23 protein-coding genes are annotated in these 24,595 nt (G+C 63.1%); 14 read left to right on the top strand and 9 right to left on the bottom strand.

From position 1 onward, the window contains the following. From A9404_RS08365 to A9404_RS08325, 9 genes are all read right to left on the bottom strand, one after another. Window positions 1–1,914 carry an efflux RND transporter periplasmic adaptor subunit gene (locus tag A9404_RS08365; protein WP_066100160.1) on the bottom strand — a complete coding sequence of 638 codons (1,914 nt, stop codon included), beginning with the start codon at window positions 1,912–1,914 and terminating at the stop codon, window positions 1–3. Further along, on the bottom strand, window positions 1,911–3,221 hold the full coding sequence (locus A9404_RS08360) for a TolC family protein (protein ID WP_082922846.1): 1,311 nt from the start codon (window positions 3,219–3,221) through the stop codon (window positions 1,911–1,913). Before A9404_RS08360 ends, A9404_RS08365 begins: the two co-directional genes overlap by 4 nt. 153 nt (window positions 3,222–3,374) lie before the next feature. Then, on the bottom strand, window positions 3,375–3,773 hold the full coding sequence (locus tag A9404_RS08355; RefSeq protein WP_156521290.1) for a hypothetical protein: 399 nt from the start codon (window positions 3,771–3,773) through the stop codon (window positions 3,375–3,377). 136 nt (window positions 3,774–3,909) lie between these two features. Beyond that, entirely contained in the window at window positions 3,910–5,223 is a 1,314-nt protein-coding gene (locus tag A9404_RS08350; protein WP_082922845.1) for an NHL repeat-containing protein, read from the bottom strand. Between the two features lie 242 nt (window positions 5,224–5,465). Beyond that, window positions 5,466–7,217, bottom strand: a complete 1,752-nt coding sequence (locus A9404_RS08345; RefSeq protein ID WP_066100152.1) for a multicopper oxidase family protein — start codon at window positions 7,215–7,217, stop codon at window positions 5,466–5,468. Window positions 7,218–7,408: 191 nt separating this feature from the next. Continuing rightward, a complete protein-coding gene (locus tag A9404_RS08340; protein ID WP_066100149.1) occupies window positions 7,409–7,675 on the bottom strand; it encodes an SHOCT domain-containing protein in 267 nt (88 codons plus the stop codon). 144 nt (window positions 7,676–7,819) lie between these two features. Then, on the bottom strand, window positions 7,820–8,653 hold the full coding sequence (locus A9404_RS08335) for a copper resistance protein B (protein WP_066100147.1): 834 nt from the start codon (window positions 8,651–8,653) through the stop codon (window positions 7,820–7,822). Window positions 8,654–8,677: 24 nt separating this feature from the next. After that, window positions 8,678–10,825, bottom strand: a complete 2,148-nt coding sequence (locus A9404_RS08330; protein WP_082922844.1) for a copper resistance system multicopper oxidase — start codon at window positions 10,823–10,825, stop codon at window positions 8,678–8,680. 236 nt (window positions 10,826–11,061) lie between these two features. After that, entirely contained in the window at window positions 11,062–11,445 is a 384-nt protein-coding gene (locus A9404_RS08325; protein ID WP_066100144.1) for a hypothetical protein, read from the bottom strand. Between the two features lie 186 nt (window positions 11,446–11,631). Between A9404_RS08325 and A9404_RS08320 the strand changes: the two genes are divergently transcribed. The 14 genes from A9404_RS08320 (at window position 11,632) to A9404_RS08255 (ending at window position 24,564) form a co-directional block, all read left to right on the top strand. Continuing rightward, a complete protein-coding gene (locus A9404_RS08320; protein WP_082922843.1) occupies window positions 11,632–13,071 on the top strand; it encodes a sensor domain-containing diguanylate cyclase in 1,440 nt (479 codons plus the stop codon). 143 nt (window positions 13,072–13,214) lie between these two features. Continuing rightward, complete coding sequence (gene rplU, locus A9404_RS08315; protein ID WP_066100139.1) at window positions 13,215–13,526, top strand: 50S ribosomal protein L21; 312 nt, start codon at window positions 13,215–13,217, stop codon at window positions 13,524–13,526. 51 nt (window positions 13,527–13,577) lie between these two features. Continuing rightward, entirely contained in the window at window positions 13,578–13,835 is a 258-nt protein-coding gene (gene rpmA / locus A9404_RS08310) for a 50S ribosomal protein L27 (protein WP_066100136.1), read from the top strand. 228 nt (window positions 13,836–14,063) lie between these two features. Then, window positions 14,064–15,185, top strand: coding sequence for an Obg family GTPase CgtA (gene cgtA / locus A9404_RS08305; RefSeq protein WP_066100134.1), 1,122 nt, complete (start codon window positions 14,064–14,066; stop codon window positions 15,183–15,185). Next, window positions 15,182–16,309, top strand: coding sequence for a glutamate 5-kinase (gene proB / locus A9404_RS08300; RefSeq protein WP_407645334.1), 1,128 nt, complete (start codon window positions 15,182–15,184; stop codon window positions 16,307–16,309). Before cgtA ends, proB begins: the two co-directional genes overlap by 4 nt. Before the next feature lie 100 nt (window positions 16,310–16,409). Then, window positions 16,410–17,198 (top strand): hypothetical protein, encoded by a 789-nt coding sequence (locus A9404_RS08295; protein WP_066100128.1) that lies wholly within the window; start codon window positions 16,410–16,412, stop codon window positions 17,196–17,198. Between the two features lie 252 nt (window positions 17,199–17,450). Next, a complete protein-coding gene (locus A9404_RS08290; protein WP_066100125.1) occupies window positions 17,451–18,434 on the top strand; it encodes an ABC transporter substrate-binding protein in 984 nt (327 codons plus the stop codon). A 54-nt stretch (window positions 18,435–18,488) separates the two neighbouring features. Beyond that, complete coding sequence (locus tag A9404_RS08285) at window positions 18,489–19,451, top strand: ABC transporter permease (RefSeq protein WP_066100122.1); 963 nt, start codon at window positions 18,489–18,491, stop codon at window positions 19,449–19,451. Between the two features lie 58 nt (window positions 19,452–19,509). After that, on the top strand, window positions 19,510–20,418 hold the full coding sequence (locus A9404_RS08280) for an ABC transporter ATP-binding protein (protein WP_066100119.1): 909 nt from the start codon (window positions 19,510–19,512) through the stop codon (window positions 20,416–20,418). After that, entirely contained in the window at window positions 20,418–21,221 is an 804-nt protein-coding gene (locus A9404_RS08275; RefSeq protein ID WP_066100114.1) for a creatininase family protein, read from the top strand. Before A9404_RS08280 ends, A9404_RS08275 begins: the two co-directional genes overlap by 1 nt. Window positions 21,222–21,244: 23 nt before the next feature. Then, window positions 21,245–22,630, top strand: a complete 1,386-nt coding sequence (gene glnT / locus A9404_RS08270) for a type III glutamate--ammonia ligase (protein ID WP_066100111.1) — start codon at window positions 21,245–21,247, stop codon at window positions 22,628–22,630. Window positions 22,631–22,643: 13 nt separating this feature from the next. Then, complete coding sequence (gene nikR / locus A9404_RS08265) at window positions 22,644–23,090, top strand: nickel-responsive transcriptional regulator NikR (protein ID WP_066100108.1); 447 nt, start codon at window positions 22,644–22,646, stop codon at window positions 23,088–23,090. A gap of 82 nt (window positions 23,091–23,172) precedes the next feature. Further along, entirely contained in the window at window positions 23,173–23,910 is a 738-nt protein-coding gene (locus tag A9404_RS08260) for an urea amidolyase associated protein UAAP1 (RefSeq protein ID WP_066100105.1), read from the top strand. A gap of 12 nt (window positions 23,911–23,922) precedes the next feature. Further along, window positions 23,923–24,564, top strand: coding sequence for an urea amidolyase associated protein UAAP2 (locus A9404_RS08255; RefSeq protein ID WP_066100102.1), 642 nt, complete (start codon window positions 23,923–23,925; stop codon window positions 24,562–24,564). Window positions 24,565–24,595: the final 31 nt, after the last annotated feature.

The following is a 24,595-nucleotide window of genomic DNA, read 5'->3' as shown; positions in this document are numbered from 1 at the left end:
TCATTGTGCCGGCTGATCGACGGCGCCGGTCATCCGGGCGAAGGCCGCCTGGACGTTGCTTTCCGAGTCGATCAGGAACTGGCCGGAGGCCACGACCACGTCGTTGGGCGACAGGCCGTGGGTGATCTGGGTATAGCCGCCGGCCGAGTCGCCCAGCTGCACATGGACCGGCTGGAAGGTGCCGTCGGCATTCTTGCGCACCACGCGCGCGCCGCTCGCCGTCGGGATCACGGCTGTGGACGGGACGGTCAGCACGTCGCCCTGCGATACCCCGCTGATGCCGATCTCGGCGAACTGGTTCGGCTTGAGCACGCCGTCCGGGTTGTCGAACACCAGTCGCGCTTTCAGCGTGCGGGACTTGGGGTCGAGCTCGGGATACACGAAATCGACCTTGCCGTGCCAGATACGGCCGGGAATGCCGTCGACGGTCATCTCGGCCGGTTGACCGACCGCGACCTGCTGCATGTCGCGTTCCAGGATTTCCGCCTGTACCCAGACCTTGCCGGGATCGGCGATGGTGAACAGGTCCAGCGTGGGGGTGATGTACATGCCCTCGCGCAGGTTGATCGCGGAGATATAGCCCGATTGCGGCGCGGTGATGGGGATGGTGCGGGTCACGCGCCCCGTATCGGCGATCTGCTTGATGATCGACTCGGGCACGCTCAGCAGCCGCAGGCGTTCCAGTGCGGCATCGCGCAAGGCCGGCATGCCGCTCTTGGCAGCGACCAGATAATCCTTCTCCGCCGCCAGGATGTCCGGCGAATAGACCGTGAGCAGCACCTCGCCCTTCTTCACCGTGTCGCCCAGGGCGCGCACGTTCAGGGTTTCCACCCAGCCGCTGGCGCGCGGATGCACGTGGGAAATCCGATTTTCATCGAACCCGACGAGACCGACGCTGTGGATCTGACGTGTGAGGTTACGCCACTGCACGGGCGCGAGCACCACGTTCATGTACTTGAGGGTCATCGGCGCCACGGCAACCGGGGGCAAAGTCTCCTGAGCTGCCGGCGCGGCTACGGTCGGTTGGGCGGCCTGCGCCTGAGGTTGGGCCTGTCCGCCGGAATCCTTGGTGTCGGCGGGGAACAGCTTGGGCACCAGGGTCATGCCGCAGATCGGGCAGGTACCGGGATGGTCCTCGATGATTTGCGGGTGCATCGGGCAGGTGTACTTGGTGACGAATTTCGTTTCGGACCCGGATTTGGCGCTGGCCGTGGTCCCACTGGGCAGGGCGGTGTGGTCGTGCCCGCTGTGGTCATGAGCACTGTGGTCGTCGGCCATTTGCTGCTGGGCCTGGGGCGTTACGACCGCTTGCGTTGCCGTTTCAGCCGCGCTGGGCTTCACCTTCACGGGGAAGAGCTTGGGCACGAGGTTCATGCCGCAGATCGGGCAGGTGCCGGGATGATCCTCGATGATCTGTGGGTGCATCGGGCAGGTGTACTTGGTGACGAATTTCGTCTCGGCCCCGGATTTGGCGCTGGCCGTGGTCCCGCTGGGCATCGCGGAGTGGTCATGCGCACTATGGTCGTCGGCCATTTGCTGCTGAGCCTGGGGTGTTGCGACCGCGTGCGTCGCCGTTTCGGCCGCGCTGGGCTTCACCTTCACGGGGAAGAGCTTGGGCACGAGGTTCATGCCGCAGATCGGGCAGGTGCCAGGATGATCCTCGATGATCTGCGGGTGCATCGGGCAGGTGTACTTGGTGACGAACTTGGTTTCGTCGCCGGCCTTGCTGCTGGCGGCGGGACTGGCAGGCATCGCGGCATGGTCATGGCCATTGCCTGTCGGATTGACCGTTTGGCTGGCGTCGTTCGCATGGGCGTCCTTTGGATGGATCATCGGGACGCTGATGAGGGTATAAGTCACGGCGGAGGCGGCGACGCCGGTCACGACCGTGCGGAAGAGGTTCGGGCGGTTCATGCGGGATTCTCCAGAAGATAGCGCAGGTCGATCAGGCGGCCGGCCCGGTCGATCATGAGGTCGAGCCGCTGCTGGCGGCCCTGCAGAATGGCTTGCTCGGCGTCGATCACGGCGGTGAATTCGCCGCTGCCCGAGCCGAATTGGTTCTGGGCGATTTTGGCGACCTGCCGCAACTGGGGGAGGATGTCGTGATCGTAGCCGTGAATGCGGCGGTCGAGACTCGCCAATGCCTGGCGCAGCGCCTCGGCCTGGGCGTGGAGTTCCGCCGCGCGGTTGTCCAGATCGAGCTGGCGCGCCTGGGCCCGCTTCTGGGCGGCTACGAGCAGCGGCGTCTGGCGTTCGCCGGTGAAGATCGGCAGGCTCATGCTGACGCCGACGCTCAGGGTGTCGGGCTGATGGCCCGCGCGTATTCCATAGCCCAGTTGCACACCGAACTGAGGCTTGAAGGCCGCTCGGGCGACCCCGGTTTCGGCGCGGGCTTCGGCCAGCTGGGCGCGTAATGCGTTCAGCTCCGGCTGGTTGTTCAGATCGCCCTGCGGCAGGGTGGTCAGGGCCTCCGGGAGGGCCGATGGCCACGGAGCCTCGGCACGCGGGCCGATCCAGCGGGCGAGACGGGCCTGGGTGGCGGCGGTGTCGCCGCGCAGCTGCTCGATCCGGTCGTCCAGTTCGGCAAGGCGCACGCGCAGGCGCACGAGATCCGTGGGTCGCGCGCGTCCGACGCTGTAGGCCGTTTCGGCGCTGTGCAGCAGCTTGCGGTAGAGCGTCCGTTCCTGCTGGCGCAGGGCGAGGGTCTGCCGGTCGCGGTAGACCGTCAGCCAGAAGCGCCCGACTTCCCGACGGAGAATCTGGGTTTTCACCGCAAGATTCGCCGTGGCGGCGGCGGTCTTCGCATCGGCAACCAATGCCCGTTGTGCGAGGGTATCCCCGGGCGGCAGCATCTGGCTGAGGCTGACCTGGGTCATCGTCATCGGCGATTGCGTGAAGCTGAACGTGTCCAGCGGCAGGTTGGCCAGCTGCACGGAAACCGTCGGGTCCGGTAGCTGGTTGGCGGCACGGGCGGCGCTGGCGTTGGCGTCCCGGACGGTTTGGGCGGCGTCCAGGCCCTGATCGTGCCGGATGGCCAGCTGCTCGGCTTCCTGCAGGCTTAGCGATTGCTGCACGTCAGTCGGTTTGATCTCGGTTGATTTGACCGCGGCGGCGTAGGTGGTCGCGCTGAGTCCCGCCAGGAACGGCAGGCACAGCAATGCCGTGGCGATGGCCATCGGCGTCAGGGTTGCGCGATGCAACCTCGGAGGGCGTGGTTTCATGATAACCCCTTCAATTCACGAACAGTGTGGCGGTCAGAATAAGCCGGAGGCGGCAGATCAAACCGGAATCATTGCGTGGTATTTCGGACGGGCGCGCCTTGGTGCGGATTCGGATGCGATCCTGGAACGCCGAAGCGATCCGTCCGTGTGGGGTTATACGATCGGTGGGCGATACAGCGGAGTGGAGGGGGCTGCAGGACGAACGGCATGCAGGTCTGCGAAGGCGACGATGCCATGAAATGCCGGCACCGCGATGCCGTATTGGCTGGGCAGGGACACGCTGCCCAGCAGCAGACAGAGGGCGCAGCAATGGTTGTCGCATTGCTCGCAGGGCGCCGACTGCGCCTGCTGGCTGATATCCGCGCCGTGCGTGGCTGTGTGCATGCAGTGGCCGCCGTCGGTCGAGGGATGTTCCGTGGCCGCTAGCCCTTGGGCGAAGGCATGGGACATCATCGGGCAGCCTTCCACCACGGCAACGGCCAGCGCGTTGTCCAGCGGGAGCCAGACAGCGAGCAGCAGGAAGACGTAGTGCAGAAAGCGCGGCATTTTCATGGAGATGGATTATAGACTGGCCTGCGGGAAAAGCCACTGGATTGGCGGATGTCGCCAGTGGGCGGCGCTGTGCCGTTCATCCGGTCGATAGCGTCTGAGAGCGCGTTAGGGGTCACACCGCAGATCTCGATGGGGATCATGGGGTGATCTTGCGGTATTGGTGGTTGTCCGTGTCGCCCACGTAGATGTTGCCAGTTGCGTCGAGCGCAATGCCCACCGGGTTGTTGAACGAGGCGGAAGCGGCCGGGCCGTTCGTGGTCCCGGGCGTGGTCGAGCCGGCCACCGTCGTGACCATCCGCGTCGCCAGATCGATCCGGCGGATCTCGTTGTTGCCGTCGGCGACGTACAGCGCGGTTTCGTCGGCATTGAGCGCCACGCCTTTGGGTGCCTTGAACGACGCGGCGCTCCCGATGCCGTCGGCGGCCCCCGGGGTCGTGGAACCCGCCAGCGTGGTGACGACCCCGGCGGGGGTCACCTTGCGGATTTCATTGTTGTCGACGTCGCCGACATACACGTTCCCCTGGGCGTCGACGGCGATGCCTTTCGGATGGTTGAACGTGGCTGCGGTGCCCGTGCCGTCGGTAGCCCCTGCCGCACCCGAGCCGGCCAGGGTGGTCACGACCCCGCCGGGGGTAATCTTGCGGATCGCATTGTTGTTGAAGTCTGCGATGTAGAGATTGCCGGCGGTATCCAGCTTCACGCCCTTGGGATAGTGGAAGCCAGCTGCGGTGCCGACGCCGTCCTTGAAGCCGGGCGTGGTCGATCCGGCGAAGGTATTGACCATGCCCGTCGCCAGATCGATCGTGCGGATTTCGTTGTTGTAGGAGTCGGCCACGTAGAGTGTCGTGCCGTTGGCGCTGAGCGCCACGTCCGTGGGATAGCTGAATCCGGCGGCAGCACCGATGCCGTCGGCAGAACCCTGGGTCGTCGTTCCGGCCAGTGTCGTGACGAGTCCGGCCGCCGTGATCTTACGGATCTCGAAATTGTTGGTGTCCGCGACGTAGAGATTGCCGTTGGTATCGACCGCGACGCCCGTCGGATAGTAGAACGACGCGGCTGCGCCCAATCCGTTGGCGGCGCCGGGTGTCGTAGAGCCGGCCAGCGTCGAAACCAGGGGCGTGCCGCAGGTGACCGAGACATTCGTCACGTTGCCGGCCACCAGGACGCCGCTGCCGTTGCGCACGGTACAGGTCTCCCCGATGGGCTGAGTCCCGACGGTGACGGAATAGGTCGCGCCGTCGACCAGGGCTGCGGGGAAGACAAAGTTGCCGTTGCGGGTCACGGTCAGCGAATCCTTGCCGTTGTTCAGCAGGGTGACCGATGCGGCGCTGTCCAGCCCCGTGACCGAACCACTGATGGTATAGACCGTCGTCGTATCCGGGCAACCCGCGAGTCCCAGTGAGAGTGCGGCCAGCGAGGCGCTCAGAGTCAGGGTTTTCAGCGATTGCATCGTAGGGCTCCTCAAGTGTGCATACCGGGATTTTTATCCGGGTTACTTATATTGTCTTTTCTTGGTTTGTCCGAGGCCGTGCATGCACGTCTCGCTTTCGTCCGGTCATGCGGGGGGCACCGAATGAATCGATCACGCTATGCCGGCGCGGCGTCGCACGCCACATCTGGCCGGGGTGCGTCCGACAGAGGATTCATCCCGGTCCAGCGATTCGCGAGCCGATTCGTATAGCCCCTGTTCAATTAAGCCACGGTAAACTGCCCCATCATGCCATTGTCCTCATGTTCGAGGATATGGCAGTGATACATGAAGGGGTGGGCGTCGCCGGCGGGTTGATCGAATCGTGCGATCAGTTCGACCGATTGCCCGCTGGGCACGAATACCACGTCCTTCCACCCGCGCTCGTGCGCGGGCGGCGGTGCGCCGTCGCGGTCGCGTATCTGGAACGAGGTGCCGTGGATGTGGAAGGGATGCGCCATCATGCCCTGGTTGGTTACGGTCCAGGTTTCCGTGCTGCCCAGTTTTACGCGCTCGTTGATGACCTTCATGTCCATGAAGGTGCCATTGATCGCGAACAGGTCGCGTCCGCCCACGCCCATGCGCATGCCGCCCGGGCCCGAGGCCGCGCCTTCGGGCGTACCGCCGCCCATCATCATGCCGCGCATCATCCGCATCGCCATGCCATCCAGAATGATTTTCCGATGGGGGCCGTCCGCGTTCAGCGTCGGTATCTCGGCCATGCGGGCCGGTAGTTTTCCGCTTTGTCCGGCAGGGGCGCCCACCCGCAGTTCGAGGAGATCGAATCGACCATGGTCGTAGCCGTCTGCGGCCATGGGCATGCGGTTCATGTCGGGGATCACGCCAGCCGACTCACTGCGCAACACCAGTCGCTTGCCCTGCATCCGGCGCAGGTCGAGCATGATCTCGACCCGTTCGCCGCTGGCCAGGACGAGATTCGTGCGTTCGACCGGGCGTTCGAGCAATCCGGCATCGCTGCCCACGACGTGGAAAGGGTACTGGTCGGAGAACGTCAGGTTGAATGCACGGGCGTTGGCGCCGTTGAGCACCCGCAGGCGAATCCACTGGCCGGGTACCGCAAGATAGGGCTGCTCGACGCCATTGACCAGAAATCGATCGCCTTTCATGCCCATCATGTCCCGCATGGATGTCATGTAATCGAGCGTGCCGGCCTCATTGATGCGGCGGTCCTGGAGCACGACGGGGAAATCGTCGACGCCATAGGTGTGGGGCATGTCCAGGCGCGCGTCCAGCCCGTCGTCCACGAGCAGGAATCCCGCCAGTCCGGCATAGACCTGAGGACCGGTGCGGCCGTTGGGGTGCGGGTGATACCACAACGAGGCGGCCGGCTGGTCCAGCGTGAACGCGATGCTCGTCCGATCGCCGGGGGCGATCGGGTTGTGCGGTCCGCCGTCCACGTTGCCGGGAATGTGGGCACCGTGCCAATGGACGGTGGTGGACTGATCGAGCCCGTTCCGGATGTCGAAGCGCAGCGGTTTGCCTCGGGGTGTCCGGATCGTCGGCCCCAGGTAGGCGCCGTTGTAACCCCAGGTGGGGGTGCGCCGGCCGGCAACCAGTTCGGTATGTTGTCCGGCCATGGCGTTCAGCGCGTAGGTTCGAACGCCCTGGGTATCGGTCGTGCCGAACAATTGCGGGGGGATCGGCATCGCCCGGTCGAACAGGCCCGACTTGCTGACGGCCGATCGGGACGAGCCCATCATGCCGCCCATCATCATGCCTGGGCCCATACCCATCCCCGGGCCCATCCCGGTGCCCATTCCAGACCCCATCGTCTGGGCCGATGCGGCGGAAGTCCAGCCCTCCAGGGCGATGCCGGAGAACACGGCCGCCGAGCCCTGGACCAGCGTTTTCAGGGCGTGTCGGCGCTGCGGCGAGTATGCGGCAGGTTCGGCTGTATCGTCGCAAGCCGCAGCTTCGCGTGCCTTTGGATGTTCATGCGAATCAAATTGAGACATGGTTTGCTCCTGAGTGTACGGCGCGCGTCGCAGCGCACCGTGTATGAGGCAGATGTCGGGACAAAGGTTGTCGGAAGGGGGCGTCGAAAAGCCGTTGCGCAGCGATCCGAAACGGGGGCGGTTTCACGTTCGTGTCTCCGTCAGGTACGGTTTTGCTTCCCGTGCGGTTCGATGCGTTCGGCCCGTTCCCTTCAGGATCGATAGCCTCTCTCCAGGATGCGGCGGCGTTCGTTGTATTCCGCCTCGTCGATTTCGCCGTGGGCGAACCGCTCCTCCAGAATGTGCAGGGCGCGGCTGCGTTCCTGCGGGGTCTGGGTTGGCGCGGATGAACTGCCGCCCAGCAGAAAACGCAGAATGGCAAGGATGATGAACACCATCAGCACCATGCCGAGCAGCATGAAGATCAGGCCGAAGCCGCCGTAGAACCCACCCATTCCCCAATGATCGTAAAAAGGCATGTCGATATCCTCCTGATGGCGTCGTGATGGCCATCGTTCGTGTTGAAATGCGGCCGGGAACCGGATGTTCGCGGCCGCCCTGGGATCGTTACCGTGGCCAGGCAGAGGTTTGCCCGGTCAGTCCACGGGACGATATTCCTGTCGTTACCACCAGAGGCGCAGGCCGGCGATGACCTGCATGTCGCTGGTGGCTTCCCCGTCCGCCCGGGCGTAGCTGGCCGTCTGGCCGTACTTGTTCGTCCACTGGATACCGACGTACGGCGCGACCTCTCGGCGGATTTCATAGCGCAGCCGCAGGGCGACCCGCGAATCGGACAAGCCCCGGCCCACGCCGCGTTCCGGATCGTTCTTGCCGTAGAGGTTCAGCTCCACCCCGGGCCAGAAGATCAGGCGCTGGGTGATGAAGAAGTCGTACTCGCTGGTCAGCCGCAGGGCCGTGCGTCCCGCATTGCCGACATAGGCCGTGGCGGCCGTATCGAACTTGTACGGGGCCAGACCCTGGACGCCGATCGCGAGCCAGTTGCGCCCCGGAACCGTGCCGGCCGAAAAGTCGTGCCGGGCGCCGATCTGCGCATCCCAGAACGGCGCGATGGCATGGCTGTAGTAGGCCTCGATGTCGGCATCCTGGGTTTTACCGCCCATGCGTTGGCCTTCGCCCTTGAGCCAGAGCTTGTCGGTGTCGGTGCCCACATAAGCCTGGCCTTCGAACTGGGTGAAGCTGCCCTTATGGGTGAAATCCCGTTCCAGGCGATCGATCATCACCTTGTAGATCAGGGGATTGTGGGTTTCGTGGCGCGCGGATTCCTCGGCCAGTTTCTTCACGTCGGCCCGTTGCTGTGCCAAAGAGGGCGGCTGGTAGCTCGCCGCGTTGGCGGCAGCGTAGTCGGTTTGTGCCTGGGCCGTGCCCGAGCCCGCCGCGGCGGAGACCGCCAGGGCGAGTACGACGGCCTGCGTGCTGAAATGTGCGATTTTTTTCATGATGATGCTCCTGTTTGATCTCTGTTAAACCACGCGAACTTCCCGGAACATGCCAGCGTTCATGTGGTAGAGCAGGTGGCAGTGGTAGGCCCAGCGGCCGATGGCGTTGGCGTGCACGCGGTAGCTGATGGCATGGCCGGGCGCGACGCTCAGGGTGTGTTTGCGCGCGAGATATTCGCCCCGGTCGTTCTCCAGCTCGCTCCACATCCCATGCAGGTGGATGGGATGGTTCATCATGGTGTCGTTGATGAGCACGACGCGCACGGTTTCGCCGTATTTGAGTTCGACGGGTGTCGCGTCGCGGTAACTGACGCCGTTGAAGCCCCAGATGTACCGTTCCATGTTGCCGGTGAGGTGCAGTTCGATGCCGCGCTCCGGCTCGCGTGGGCTGATCGGGCCATCGATGCCGCGCAGATCGCCGTAGGTGAGCACCCGGCGACCATTATTCCGCAGCCCCGCCCCCGGATCGTTCAGGCTCATGGAGACCTGTTGCGCCTTCATGCCGACCCCAACCCCGTGTTCGGTCTCCGGGTGCCAGTCGATCTTCAGCATGCCGTCCTTGAGTTGGCGATTGTGCAGGCCGGGGAGATCCATCGGATTGTGCGGCATGGGCTGATGCATCGATGCTTCTTGATCCATGCCAGCCATGCCGGACATGGGTTTCTGCGCGCCCATCGCCATGCCCTGCTTGGACTGGCCGCTCATGTCCATGTCGGCCATGCCTGGATGTGCGTTGTGGTCGTGGTTCATGCCGCCCATTCCGGACATGGGTTTCGGCTGGTCCATCGCCATGCCCTGCTTGGACTGGCCGCCCATGTTCATGCTGGCCATGCCCGGATGTGCGCTCTGATCGTGATTCATGCCCGCCATTCCGGCCATGGATTTCTGGTCGCCCATGGCCATGCCGTTCATGGGTTGGCCATGCCTGTTCATGCCCCCCATATCCATCCCGCCCATATCCATCCCGCTCATGTCCATGCCACTCATGTCCATGCCACTCATGTCCATACCCATATCCGCCATGGTCAGGGTCGGCACGGGGTCCATGGGCGGTACGGGTGCCCGAAGATCGGTATGGGGCGTGAGCGTGCCGCGGGCATAGCCGGAGCGGTCCAGGGCCTGGGCGAAGACGCAGTAGGCCTGGTCGCTGGCGGGTTCGACGATCACGTCAAAGGTTTCCGCGACACCGATCCGGAACTCGTCGACGGTGACCGGATGCACGTCCTGGCCGTCGGCGGCGACCACGGTCATTTTCAGGCCGGGGATGCGTACGTCGAAGTAGCTCATCGAGGAGCCGTTGATGAAGCGCAGGCGGATTTTCTCGCCGGGCCGGAACAGCGCGGTCCAGTCGGCGGCCGGCGTGCTGCCGTTCATCAGGTAGGTGTAGGTGGCGCCGGTCACGTCCAGCAGGTCGCGCGGACTCATGCGCATCCTGTCCCACATCAGCCGATCCTCGATGGCCGCGCCGAAGCCCATTTTTTCCGACTGGCGGATCAGATCCATGAGATCGGGCTTCACGTAGTTGTAGTAGCCGTCGGCGGTCTTGAGCCGGTTGAAGATGAAGTCCGGGCTGGCATCGCTCCAGTCGTTGAGCATGACGACGTGATCCCGGTCGTAGGCAACGCGATCGGCGTTGGCCGGGTCGATCACGATGGCGCCGTAGACGGCGTTCTGTTCCTGGAACCCGCTATGGCTGTGATACCAGTAGGTGCCGGATTGCTGGACGCGGAAGCGGTAGGTGAAGGTGGTGCCGGGGGCGATGCCTGCATAGGTCAGGCCGGGGACGCCGTCCATCTCGAACGGCAGGATGATGCCGTGCCAGTGCAGGGAGGTGGATACCTTCAGGCGGTTGGTGACCCGCAGCGTCACCACGTCGCCCTCGCGCCAGCGCAGGGTGGGGCCGGGAATCGAGCCGTTGATGGTCATGGCCGGGCGGGGCTGACCGGTGAAGTTGACCGGCATCTCCTCGATGACAAGGTCAAATTCGGTGCCACGCAGCACGTTGGCCGCCGGTTGGCCGTCGGCGGCGAGGGCGCGGGCCGGATTGAGACCCAGGGCGCTCATGACGCCGCCGGCGACGAGTCCCTGCAGAAAGATACGCCGGGACGCATCGGGCTGTTGTCCGGACGCGGTTGACCCGGGCCGGTTCGGGTTTTTACGGATGATGTTCATCGTTGTTTCCTCAAAATCGTGATCAAAGCGGTTAAGCCTGGGATTTGAGGCGATGGACGGGCGGACGCCGACCCGGAACGGGATGCCCGACCGCAGGGGCGGCAGGGTCACGGGATCATTCACGGGGTCATGGCGCGTCGGGATGTCTGTCCCGCCATCGCCCCCATGCCCGAGTTCGGTCGATCAGGCGAGCGCGTACGCACGGCGCCGATCGATACGACATCGGGCTCGGGGGATTAGACGATGGGCGGTCGGAAAGGAAGGGTGTGGACGCCGACGGGACCTTGCGTTTCCGGGGCGGTGGAATAGTCGAGGGAGAGGGTTGGGCGCACAATCGTGGCAGGGACACTCGGCAGTGCGATGCCACCCAGAAGCAGACAGACGCCACAGTGCTCGCAGCAGCCGTTCGAGGACGTCGTCATTGGCGCATGTGGCGTCGGCATGGCGCTCATGATGGCTGGCTGATGGGGGGCATCAATGGTGGCCGCCACACCCTTCTCGAAGGCATGGGACATGATCGGGCAATCCGCGATCACCGCGCCGGCCACGGCGTTGTCCAGCGGCAGCCAGACGGCGAGCAGCAGGATCAGAAGTCGCAGAATGCGCGGTGTTTTCATCATGGACTAATTATAGACGGTACGATGGAAGAAAAATCAAGCGGCTATGCCGGTTCGCTGCGTGCTTAATTTTTTCGAATATCGGCCGATAAAGGTGCGCGCCTAAAAACCAACATCGACCGAATCGCCGCGTAGACGCCGATTCGGCGATAAAAACAGAGCTGATCCCGTCACTGTCAGGATGAGTCCATGAGCCAGGCCGTTAATGAAATCTTGAATCAGGCACCGTCCCCAAGGATGCTTCGGGTGGTCAGCATCGTCGCGGCCCTCGTCATTTTGTCGACGGTTCTGCTCTTTCCGCTCAGTGCTCGTCCACTCCCGGTCATCGAGGCCTACATGCCGATGTATGCCATGGCCGTGGTGCTTATCGAAGGGTTGACGGCCTACTTTTTCGCCATCCAGTATCGATTCACCGGTTGGCGCTTCATGGCGGCGTTGTCCGGTGCCTATGGCTACGTGGTCGTTATGGTTATCTTCCAGGTTATCGTCTTTCCCGGTGTCTTTTCCGAGATGGGATTGCTGGACACGGGGCCGCAAAGCGCGCCGTGGTTCTGGGTGACCTGGCACGCGGGGTTTCCGTTTTTCATTCTGATTGCCCTGCTGTTCTACTCGCCGCGACCGTCTCCGGCGCCGCAGTTGGCGGTCGGTCGGTACAGGCATCTTCCCGGTATCATCCTGATGTTGTGGCCGGTTATTTTTGGGCTGATCGTCGCCCTGGTCGTCGTGTCGTTGGGGCATCGGCTGCCCGAGTTGGTCGCCGGAAAATCCTATTCGAACATTGCCGATTCCTTGCTGGCGCCGTTGGTGATCGCGCTCGGCCTGGCGGCGCTGGCGGCCTGCGTATACGTAACGCGCATGCGCGATCTGCTGGGCCTCTGGCTTGCGCTCGCACTGCTGGCCGCGCTCGGGGATGTGGTGCTGACGCTGGCCGCGATCGCACGATACAGTGTGGGTTGGTATGCCGCGCGGGTGTTGAGTCTGATTTCCTCGTCGATGGTGCTCGGGTTCCTGATCTGGGAGATTTCCGGGCTGTATCGCCAACTGCTCGATTCGCATCGTCAGCTCGAGGATCGGGTGACCTACGATGGGTTGACCGAAGCCTACAACCGGGGGTACTTCACCAGTCACCTGGAAAAGGCCATGGTGCTTGCCCGGCAGGAGGGTGTGCCGCTGTCCCTGTTGATGATCGATGCGGATCACTTCAAGGGTTACAACGATCATCAGGGCCATCAGAAGGGCGATCAATGCCTGGTGGCCATCGTTGCCGCGATCAAGAAGGTATTGCGCCGTGCCGGGGATTGCGTGGCGCGATATGGCGGCGAGGAGTTCGTCGTGGTGCTGCCCGGTGCGAATGCGCACACGGCCGAGTCGATCGCCACCCAGATTCACGCGCAGATCGCGCTGTTGCAGATTCCCCGCTTCGATGGGCTCTCGGCGCATGTCACGGTCAGCATCGGCATTGCGACCTACGATGGACAGGGCGGCCCCATGGACAGTGAAGACCGGGACCGTGAAAACCTGGCCCGTGAAGACATGGATCATGAAGAGCTGATTCGTCGGGCGGACGCGGCCCTGTATCGCGCCAAGCATGCAGGCCGGAATACCAGCGTGATTTTCGATGCGGCCTGAGGGGGCAAAAGTCGTGGTCGCTCTTGACGGCCGCGGCCGATGCCGGTAATATCCGCCGCCTTTCTGTACGATCAATACGTGCGCTGTGCCGAGCGTCTTTTCCCGGCGGGTGTACGTGACCTCATCAAAGGTTGAATGTAAACATGTACGCAGTAGTAGTCACCGGCGGTAAGCAGTACCGCGTAGAACAAGGCGCTTGGCTTCGGGTCGAGAAACTGGAAGGCGAGGAAGGCAGTGTCGTGTCTTTGGATCGCGTCCTGATGATTGCCGATGGCGATTCGGTCAAGGTGGGTGCGCCCGCTCTGGACGGCGCGACCGTCACTGCCGAGATCATCGGTCAGGGTCGTAGCAAGAAGGTCGACATCGTCAAGTTCCGTCGCCGTAAGCACAGCCGCAAGCATCAAGGTCATCGCCAGGCGTATACCGAGATCAAGATCACCAGCATCAATGGTTAATTGTCGTCTCCGGGGTGAACCCCGGTTTCGATACTTGTTTGGAGTTTAAACATGGCACATAAAAAAGCAGCCGGCTCGTCACGCAACGGCCGTGATTCCGAAAGCAAGCGACTGGGCGTCAAGCGCTACGGCGGTCAGGTCGTCAGCTCTGGCAGCATCATCGTTCGCCAGCGCGGCACTCAGTTCCATCCGGGCGACAACGTCGGTTGTGGTCGGGACTACACCCTGTTTGCCCTGGTCGACGGTACGGTTCAGTTCGAAGTGAAGGGCGATAAAGGCCGTCGCTTCGTGAGCATCGTTCCCGCCTGATCTGCTGGACGCGCGGGCTGATTCGGCCCGTGCGTCGGGTCGTTCCGCTCGGTCCACGAGATTATCCAGCCCCGTCGTATGCGGGGCTTTTGTGTTTGGGTCTTTGGTGTATTCAGGCCGAAGATGTGCGCCGGGCGTTGCGATGTGCGACGCAACCGACGGATCCAATGGGGTCCACCGGCATATAGGCGATGTGAGTTGGGCCCGGTCGGGCCGGGATGGTAGGTCATGAAATTTGTCGATGAAGCGAAGGTCAAGGTCAAGGCTGGCGACGGCGGAAACGGCGTGGTCGGTTTCCGTCGCGAGAAGTACGTGCCCAACGGCGGCCCGGACGGTGGCGACGGCGGCGATGGCGGCAGCGTCTATTTCGTCGGCGACATCAATCTGAATACGCTCGCTGACTTCCGATTCCAGCGGCATTACGAGGCGGGGCGTGGCCAGAACGGCAGCGGTCGTAACCAGACCGGATCCAAGGGGGCGGATCTCTTCGTGCAGGTTCCCCTGGGCACGGTTGTCCACGATCAGGATACCGGCGAAGTGCTTGGCGAAGTGGTCACGGACGGCCAGCATCTCCTGGTCGCCAAGGGCGGCTGGCACGGTCTCGGCAATGCCCGCTTCAAGAGTTCGACCAATCGCGCGCCGCGCCAGCAGACGGACGGTACGCCCGGCGAAGAACGCCGTTTGCTGCTGGAGTTGCGCGTGCTGGCGGATGTCGGTCTGCTCGGCATGCCGAATGCCGGCAAGTCGACCCTGATCCGCGCCGTGTCCCAGGCCAAGCCGAAGGTGGCGGACTACCCGTTCACCACCCTGCACCCGAACCTGGGCGTGGTCGCGCCCGAACCGCACCGCAGCTTCGTGATGGCCGACATTCCCGGCCTGATCGAAGGCGCCGCCGAGGGCGCCGGCCTGGGGCACCAGTTCCTCCGTCACCTCGCCCGCACCAATCTGCTGCTGCACGTGGTCGATGTGGCGCCCATCGACGAGGTCGATCCCGTCGCGTCCGTAGCGATCATCGAGGAAGAGCTGGAACGCTACGACGAAAGCCATCTCACCGATTCCGCGGAGCGTCCGCGCTGGCTGATTCTGAACAAGATCGATCAATGGCCCGAGGACGAGCGGCAGACGCAGATCGAAGCCCTGTCCGAGCGGTTCCGCACCGAACTGGATTTCCAGGGCCCGATTTTCGCGATCAGTGCCCTGAACAAGCTCAATACCCAGGCACTGGTCTGGGCGATCATGGAGTTCATGGAAGCGGCACGGGCTGCGGATCTGGCGGCTGCCCAGCAGCCGGTCCCCGTTGAATCGACAGCGGCGGCGCGCGGCAATCCCAACATCGAATGGACGGAATGATGAGCCGGGCGCATCTGAGCACGGATCGACGCTGGGTCGTCAAGATCGGTTCGGCGATGGTCACCGGCAACGGGGCTGGGCTGGACATGGCGGCGATCGACCGCTGGGCTCAGCAGATTGCCGCCCTGCGTGCGGCGGGGCGTGAAGTGGTCATCGTGACCTCCGGTGCCGTGGCCGAGGGGATGGCGCGCCTGGGCTGGCAGGATCGCCCCACGGCCCTGCCTCAGCTGCAGGCAGCCGCTGCCGTCGGGCAGATGGGGCTGGTGCAGGCCTATGCCGACGTGCTCCGTCGCTACGACATCCATACGGCGCAGATTCTGTTGACCCACGAGGACCTGTCCGATCGCGAGCGTTATCTCAATGCACGCAGCACCTTGCGGGTGCTGTTGGGGCTTGGGGTCGTGCCGGTGGTCAACGAGAACGACACCGTCGCCACCGACGAGATCCGCTTCGGCGACAACGACACGCTGGCGGCACTCGTGGCCAATCTGGTCGAGGCCGACGTGCTGGTGATTCTCACGGACCAGCTGGGTCTGTTCGATGCCGATCCCCGGCGCAATCCCACCGCCAAACTGCTGACGGAAGTGGTGGCCGGCGATCCGGCGCTGGAGTCCATGGCTTCGCCCGAAGGCGGCCGGTTGGGCCGCGGCGGGATGTATACCAAGGTCATGGCGGCCAAGCGGGCGGCCCAGTCCGGAGCAGCCACCATCGTCGCGTCTGGTGCGGAGCCGGAAGTATTGGTGCGTCTGGCATCAGCCGAACCGGGCGTCGGAACCCTTTTCCAACCGGCCCAGACCCGACTGGCCGCCCGCAAGCAGTGGCTGGCCGGGCAGTTGCGGGCTCAGGGAGAGGTCCAGGTCGATGCCGGCGCTGCGGCCGCCCTGCGACAGGGTGGTCGTTCTCTGCTGCCGATCGGCGTCATCCGGGTCGACGGAAAGTTCGATCGCGGTGATCTCGTACGCATTATTGACGAAACGGGACGGGACTTCGCGCGCGGACTCGTCAACTACAGTGCGGATCAGGCGCGCAAGCTCTGTCGTCAGCCCAGCAGCGCGATTGCCGATGTGCTGGGCTTCGCCGAGGAAGACGAATTGATCCATCGTGATAATCTGGTCATCCTCTGACCGTCGATTCTCGCGTATCACCCGGCGTCTCGCCCCCGCGCCCAGCAGACGAATTCGGCGACAGAAGGTCATCGTCCATTCGTTGAAAGGAGTCTTTGGTATGTCGATGGTCCCCTCTGCCTATGTCGGGCTCTGGCGTCGTGATGAATTGGTGGATGCACAGGGTGTTCGCGACGACACGACGGAGGTCTACTGGTTGCAGAGCCATGGGCTCTATGTCGACTTGCGGATTCCCGCCGGACGCCCCGATTTTCGGCTGGACTGGCTCGTTGCGGATTGCCCGCCGCACCACCGGGAATGGCTTTCCCGTCAGGAGGGCTTTGCCGGGGTGCTCGACGTTCAGGGCGATCTCTGCCACTGGCAGCGGGATCTGGATCTGCAACCGCCGGGCGCTTTCGAGGATCGCGGGCGGATCGAGTTCCTCGACCAGGTGCACATGATCGAGACGGGCACCCTGGTCGATTATGTGGAGCGCTGGCGCAAAACGACACCGGTGAACGAGCAACGCGTGCTGGCCATGCGCATGAAGCCCTCGTCCAGGGCGCGAGCCGGCGTGTTCGTCGCGGTCGGCAACGACTTCATGTATGCCATCGACTGGCAGGGCGAGATTCCCCTGCGGGGTCGCGATATCGAGGGATCGGTTTCGGAACAGTCCCGGTTTCGGGGCTGCGAGATTGGCTACGGACATATCTGGGGCAGTCAGCCCTGGATCATCGAACGATCCTCTCTGCCGATCGTCGAGGGCAGTCGATTGCTGCCGCCGTCGGTGACCATTCCAGCGGCAGGGACCGACTGGTCGCCGCCGCTCGGTTCGGTGTTGCGGGATACGAGTGCGGTCTGGACGATCTTGGAACATGCCTATCCAACACTGCTCACCGCCGAAGGCTGACGCCCGTCCCTGACGGTTTTGCCTCCGCCCCGGCGAGTTAACCGCGCTAAGCCGACCAGGCTCGACTCCGTCGACATGCGCCCTCATTGCGCATCCAATGCACTGTTCCGGTGCCGCCATGTTTTCCCCTCGATTGTTGTGCTTATTCCAACTGTCTGACTATAAAAGAATATTCTTGCCGGGTTCTTTTGGCACAGGTTCTGCTAACTGGTATTACTGTTTCGTTGTTTGGTAATACTCAAGAGGTGGGGCATGAAAAAAACGATCAAAACGTTCTTCAACATGGTTGCTGGTGCAGCCTTTCTCAGTATGTCCGCCACGGCACTCGCCGAGCCCCTGAAGATCGGGTACAGCGATTGGCCGGGCTGGGTTGCATGGCAGATCGCCATCGAGAAACAGTGGTTCAAGAAAGAGGGTGTGGACGTCAAGTTCGACTGGTTCGACTACGTGCCGTCCATGGATGCCTTTGCCGCAGGCAAGCTGGATGCGGTTTGCATGACGAACGGCGATGCGCTGGTGACCGGTGCGACCGGCGGCAAGAGTGTCATGATTCTCATCAACGACTACAGCAACGGCAACGACATGGTCGTTGGCGGCCCGGGCATCAACTCCCTGAAGGACCTCAAGGGCAAGAAGATCGGCGTGGAAATCGGCTTTGTCGATCACCTGCTGCTGCTCAACGGTCTCAAGAAGGCCGGGATGACCGACAAGGACGTGACCCTGGTGAACGTGCCGACCAACGAAACCCCGCAGGTTCTGGCCTCCGGTCAGGTTTCCGCCATCGCCGCCTGGCAGCCGAACTCCGGCGTGGCGCTGAAGATGGTTCCGGGCTCCAAGCCGATCTACACCAGTGCCGACGAGCCCGGCCTGATCTATGACGTCCTGGCGGTCTCGCCGCAGAGTCTGGCCCTGCATCGCGACGAATGGAAGAAGGTGATCAAGGTCTGGTACAAGGTCGTCAATTACATCAACGACCCGAAGACCCACGAAGATGCGATCCGCATCATGGCCTCGCGCGTTGGCGTGTCGCCGAAGGAATACCAGTCGTTCGTGGACGGCACCAAGATCCTGACCCTCAAGGAAGACAAGGTGCATTTCAAGAAGGGTGACGGCTTCAGCTCGATCTATGGCTCCAGCGCGATCGTCGACAAGTTCAACGTCGACAACAAGGTCTACGCCAAGCCGCAGGACATCGATTCCTACATCGATCCGTCCCTGATCGAAGAAATGAAGTAATCCCTGAAAGTAATCCCTGAGCCGGTCATCAGATAGACCGCGGAGACGATCACAATGTCGAATTCATCATGGTTCGCCGTACGCCGGGAATTGTCACCGAAACGACGCCTGTTCCTGTCGTTGATGAGTTTCGGCATTCCGCTGTTGCTCTGGTGTCTGGTCAGTTACGTACCGGGCATCTGGCACCCGATGGTGAAGATCACCAATCCGGGATCCGTCAGTTACTTCAGCGATGGCATGATGCTGCCGAAAGCCTCGTTCCATCGTGAGGTAGAGCGCCTCGAAAAAGAAGGCAAGGCACCGCCGCAGGGCGTGCCCGCCAATCCGGTGTATCTGCCGGCGCCCCATGAGGTCGCAGAGGCCTTCTACACCGCCTTCACCACCCCCCCGCAACGTCGCGACGAGAAATGGCTGTACCAGAGTCTCGGCGACAGTATTTCGGTCATCTTCCTGGGCTTCGTGATCTCGACCCTGATCGGCCTGCCGCTCGGCATTCTTGCCGGCACCTACGATTTCTTCGGGCGGCTGACCGAACCGTTCGTCGAGTTCTTCCGCTATCTCCCCGCGCCGGCCTTCGGGGCGCTGGCGGTGGCCATCCTCGGCATCAACGAGGCGCCGAAAATCGCGATCATCTTCATCGGCACGTTCTTCCAGCAGGTGCTGGTGATGGCCAATACCACCCGCAAGCTCGATCCCTCGCTGCTTGAGGCGGCGATGACCCTGGGTGCCAAGCGGTTGACCCTGTTGTTCAAGGTGGTGATTCCCGGTGTGTTGCCGGATCTGTTCCGCGACATGCGCATCCTGCTGGGCTGGGCATGGACCTACCTGATCGTCGCCGAGATGATCGGCGCGAGTTCGGGGATCACCTGGTTCATCACCCAGCAGGCCCGCTACAAGAACTTCGACAACGTGTACGCCGCCATCATGATGATCGGGATCATCGGAATCGCCACCGATTTGTTCCTTGCCTGGCTGGGCCGGCGCATCTTCCCCTGGCAGCGTGGCGCCAAGGCCTGACTCAGACGCCGAGCGCAGTGAAGAGAACCGCATAAGGAACCTAAGGTAGGAGTGGCCCATGAACGACATGAATCTCCCCAGCTATCTCGATCAGTCGCCGGAAGTCCGCGACCGCTTCGAGCGCCTCAAGCAGCGCCCGGTGACCCTGGAGGTCAAGGGGCTGCACAAGCAGTTCGACTCCGTTCAGGGCAAGGTCACCGCGCTCAAGGACATCAACTTCAAGGTGCACAAGCGCGAATTCGTCTGCGTCATCGGCCCGTCGGGCTGCGGCAAGTCCACCCTGATCCGGATACTCGCCGGTCTGGAGCAGGCCACCGAGGGTGAGGTCCTGCTGAACGGGGAGGCGGTGGACGGTCCGGGGCCGGATCGCGGCATGGTCTTTCAGGGCTATACCCTGTTTCCCTGGCTGACGGTGAAGAAGAACGTCATGTTCGGGCTCGAGGTGTCCGGCCGCGGCGGTTTGCCGGAGCAGGAGGCCATGCAGTGGATCGATCTCGTCGGTTTGTCCAAGTTCGCCGACCACTATCCGCATCAGCTCTCCGGCGGCATGAAGCAGCGCGTGGCCATCGCCCGTGCGCTGGCCAACCAGCCGCGCATCCTGCTGATGGACGAGCCTTTCGGCGCCCTGGATGCCCAGACGCGCGCCAAGATGCAGTCCTACCTGATGGAGATCTGGAAGAACATCGACGTCACCATCCTGTTCATCACCCACGATCTGGACGAGGCCGTCTATCTCGCCGACCGCGTGCTGGTGCTGAAGGCCCATCCGGGCGAAGTCCAGGAAATCATCGAGGTGCCGGTGCCCCAGCCGCGTTCCGTGGGTCAGCAGCTGTCGCCGGAATTCCTGGCGACCAAGAAACGCCTGGAGGCCCTGATTCATCCGCCGGGGGAGAAGGAGGCCGAAGGCGACCATCTGAACATGATGCGCATGGTGCGTGTCGACGACGACGTGAGCGATATTTTCTGATGACGCGCGAACCGAACACTCGGCGTTGGCATGCCCTGACCTGGGAAGAAGTCGGTCAGTGCGTCGCCGAGGGCATCGACACGGCAGTTCTGCCGGTCGGTGCCACCGAGCAGCACGGTCCGCATCTGGGCTGCGGCATGGATACCGAGCTGGCCGATCAGCTCTGTGCCCGCGCCGCCGAGGCGGCGGGTGCGCTGCTGCTGCCGACGCTGCCGTTCGGTTGTTCGATCGGTCATTCGCGTCGTTGGCCGGGTACCCTCGCCCTCCAGCCCAAGACCCTGATCGACGTGATCAAGGATATCGGTGACTGGGTGTGCGCCTCTGGCGTCAAGCGCCTGATCATCGTCAACAGTCACGTGACCAACGCGGCGCCGCTGCGTTGTGCACTCGAAATGCTGCGTGCCGACCACGACGACCTGATGGTCGCCGTCGTCAACAGCGCGCACATCAGTGAGCGCGTTCGCGAGCGACATTTCGCCGATGCCGAAGACTGGCACGCCAATGCCGCCGAGACTGCGCTCATGCAGGCCATCGCACCCGAGCTGGTGCGCGAGGATCGTCTGGCGACGGCCGACGATCCGGATCGCACCGTCGGCTGCGTGTTTTCCCACCCCGTCAACCGAACCAGTCTCAACGGCGTTACCGGGACGCCGTCGACAGCCACGCCCGACGACGGGCGCGCGCTGTTCGACTGGATGGTTGAGGACCTGACGGCGCTGATCCGCCGGGCGATGCGGGAGGCCCCGCCGTTGGCCCATGGCTACAGCGCGTCGATTTATGGCGACAAGGTCGCTGCAAGTTAAGCACTGAACATTAGGGATTGGTCATGAAATCCAACAGTACCTTTGAACAGAAATCGACCCCGGAAATCGAGGCCATCCAGAAGCAGCTCAAGAGCCGGGGCGTGAAGTACTGCCTCGGGGCCTATGTCGACATCCATGGCGTGCCGAAGGGCAAGGTCGTGCCGATCGACCACCTCGAGCACATGGCGCACGGCTCCGAGCTGTACACCGGCTATGCGCTCGATGGCCTCGGCCAGCGGCCCAACGACGACGAGATCGCCTCCGTGCCGGATCTCGACCACATCATCCAATTGCCGTGGCAGCCGGAAATGGCCTGGATGCCGGCGGACAACACCTTCCACGGCGAACCGTACCCGCTCAACACCCGCGTGGCGCTGAAGCTGCAGTTGGCCAAGGCCGCCGAGATGGGCTTTGGCATGAACCTCGGCATCGAGGCGGAGCTGTTCGTGCTCAAGCAGAACGAGGACGGATCCCTGGCGGTACCAAATCCGGACGACCGCCTGACCAAGCCCTGCTACGACGCGCGCTGCTTCCTCGACCAGTTCAGCTGGCTGGATCGGATGGCGACCACGATCAACGACCTGGGCTGGGATCTGTATTCCTTCGACCACGAAGACGCCAACGGCCAGTACGAGTTCGACTTCAAATATGCCGACGCGCTGACCACCTGCGACCGCTACACCTTCCTGCGCCTGATGGCCAAGGAATACGCCAAGCAGGAAGGGTTGATCGCGACCTTCATGCCCAAACCGTTCGCCAACAAGACCGGCAACGGCGCGCACTTCAACATGTCGCTGTACGATCTCGAGTCCGGCAAGAACCTGTTCGCTTGCGATCCCAAGGACGATCCGAAGGGTCTGGGTCTGACCGAGCTCGGTTATCAGTTCATCGCGGGCGTCCTCAAGCACGGCAAGGCGCTCTGCGCGGTGCTCGCGCCGACGGTCAACAGCTACAAGCGCTTGGTTCGTCAGGGCGACATGCCGTACTTCACCTGGGCGCCGGTGTTCAATTCCTTCGGTTCCAACAACCGCACCAATTCCATCCGCGTGCCCATGGGCGGCGGGCGTTTCGAGTCGCGCAATGCCGACGGTGCGGTCAACCCGTACTTGGCGGCGACGCTGGTGCTGGCCGCCGGCCTCGAAGGCATTCGCGAGGGGCTCGACCCGGGCAAGCCGCAGGAGGACAACCTGTACGAACTGAGCGAAGCGGAGCGCACGGCCCGGGGTATCGAATTCCTGCCCAACAACCTGCTGGCGGCGGTGGAGGCCTTCGAGGCCGATCCGTTCGTCACCGAGGTGCTGGGTCAAGAGTTGCGCGACGAGTTCGTCACCTACAAGCGCCGCGAGTGGACCGATTACCACCAGAGCATTTCCGCCTGGGAAGTGCAGCGGTACAGTCACCTGTTCTGAGGAGGGCACGCTGATGAATGATCTGAACAAGGGCCAGATCAGCCGGATCAGCATTTCACTCCCGGCGCGGTTGCTGGGCGAACTGGATCGCATGGTGACGGAACGGGGCTTCGAAAGCCGCTCCCAGGCCATCGTCGAAATGATCAACCGGCAGCTGGTCGCCCACAAGAGCGAGTTGGGCAACGAAGTCATGGCCGGCACCATCACCCTGGTGTACGACCACTCGACGCCCGGGCTGCAGAAGGATCTGGCGGATCTGCAGCACAAGTACATCGACGAGGTGATCAGTTCGCTGCATGTGCACTTGATGCAGAATCAGACCATGGAGGTCATTCTCGTGCAGGGGCCGGCCGCGAAACTGCAGTGGATCGCCGACCAGATGGTGACCTGCGGCGGTGTGATTACCGGCCGCTTGCAGCTCACCACGACGCAGATTCCGCCCCTGCATCCGCTGTCGTAGCGGCCGGGGCGACGCACGGCGAAGAACGCCGTGCCACCATGATTCAAGAATGCTATTTAGCGGAGCTTAATGAGGAGAACCAATGGCTAAGATGCTTTACGAAAACCGAATGCCGGGCGGCACGCACTGGTCGCTGGAGATGAAGCAGGGCACCACGCTCAAGCTCATCGACCAGGAAGGCGGTGCGAACGTGGGCATGCTGTTCTACAACCCGCAAAATCCGCTGGAGCGCTACAACGCGCCGGATACCCTCAAGTGCCAGCATACCTTCAAGTTGACGCAGGGGCATTGCCTGTACTCGGACATGGGGCGGATCTTCTGCTCCATCGTCGACGATACCGTCGGCTGGCACGACACGGTGGGCGGAAATCTGAGCAAGGCGAAGCTGCGGGAAAAATGGCAGGAACGCACCTATCAGGAAGCGCGCAACGACTGGACCCTGAGCGGTACGGACAGTTTCCTCGTCGAGCTGGCCAAGTACGGGCTGGGCAAGAAGGATCTGGCGGCCAACCTCAATCTGTTCAGCAAGCTGGTGGTCGCCGAGGACGGCGCGTTGCAGTTCGTCGAAGGCAACAGCCAGGCGGGCGATGCCATCTCCCTGAGGTTCGAGATGGATACGCTGGTGGTGTTCCATACCTGTCCGCATCCGATGAACCCGGCGCCGGCCTATCCGAAAAAGCCGGTGATCTACCAGCTCTGGCAGGCCGATCCGGTGACGGCGGACGACGAGTGCATGAACGCCTGCGCGGAAAACCAGCGCGGTTTCCAGAACAACGAACGCTATCTCGCCGGTTGCCACACCGGCGCCTGCTGTAGCTGAGGAGCGCACATCATGATCCGAGAAAGCATGCTGCACGCCGACGACAGTTGTTTCCGTCAGGTCGTCCCGGCCGGCGATTATTTCATCCATACGGTGCTCAAGGGCCAGACCGTTCGCATCCTGGACCTGGCAGGCAACCAGGCGGCCGATACGCTGTTCTACAGCGCGTCCAATCCGACCGAACGCTACAGCGCCATCGACACGATCCGTGAGCAGGGCAACGTCTACCTCACCACGGGCACGATGCTGCTCAGCAGCGAAGGTAATCCGATGCTGGAGATCGTGGCCGATACCTGCGGTCGCCACGACACCCTGGGCGGCGCCTGCGCGACCGAATCGAACACCGTGCGCTACGGGCTGCATACCCAGTGCATGCACGCCTGCCGGGACAGCTGGATGCTGGCGGTGGCCGAGCATGCCGACATGGGCCTGAGCAAGCGGGACATCACGCACAACATCAATTTCTTCATGAATGTACCCGTGACGCCCGAGGGTGGGTTAACCTTTGCCGACGGGATTTCGGACGCCGGCAAGTACGTGGAGCTCGAGGCCAAGATGGACGTGATCGTGCTCATTTCCAACTGCCCTCAGCTCAACAACCCCTGCAACGCGTATAATCCGACCCCGATCGAGGTTCTGGTCTGGAACCCCTGAGTGAATCCGGCAGCCTCGTCGGCTGCCCCGC

This window comes from Halothiobacillus diazotrophicus, assembly GCF_001663815.1.
Lineage (GTDB): Bacteria > Pseudomonadota > Gammaproteobacteria > Halothiobacillales > Halothiobacillaceae > Halothiobacillus > Halothiobacillus diazotrophicus.
This window is presented reverse-complemented; position numbering and strand designations above follow the sequence as displayed.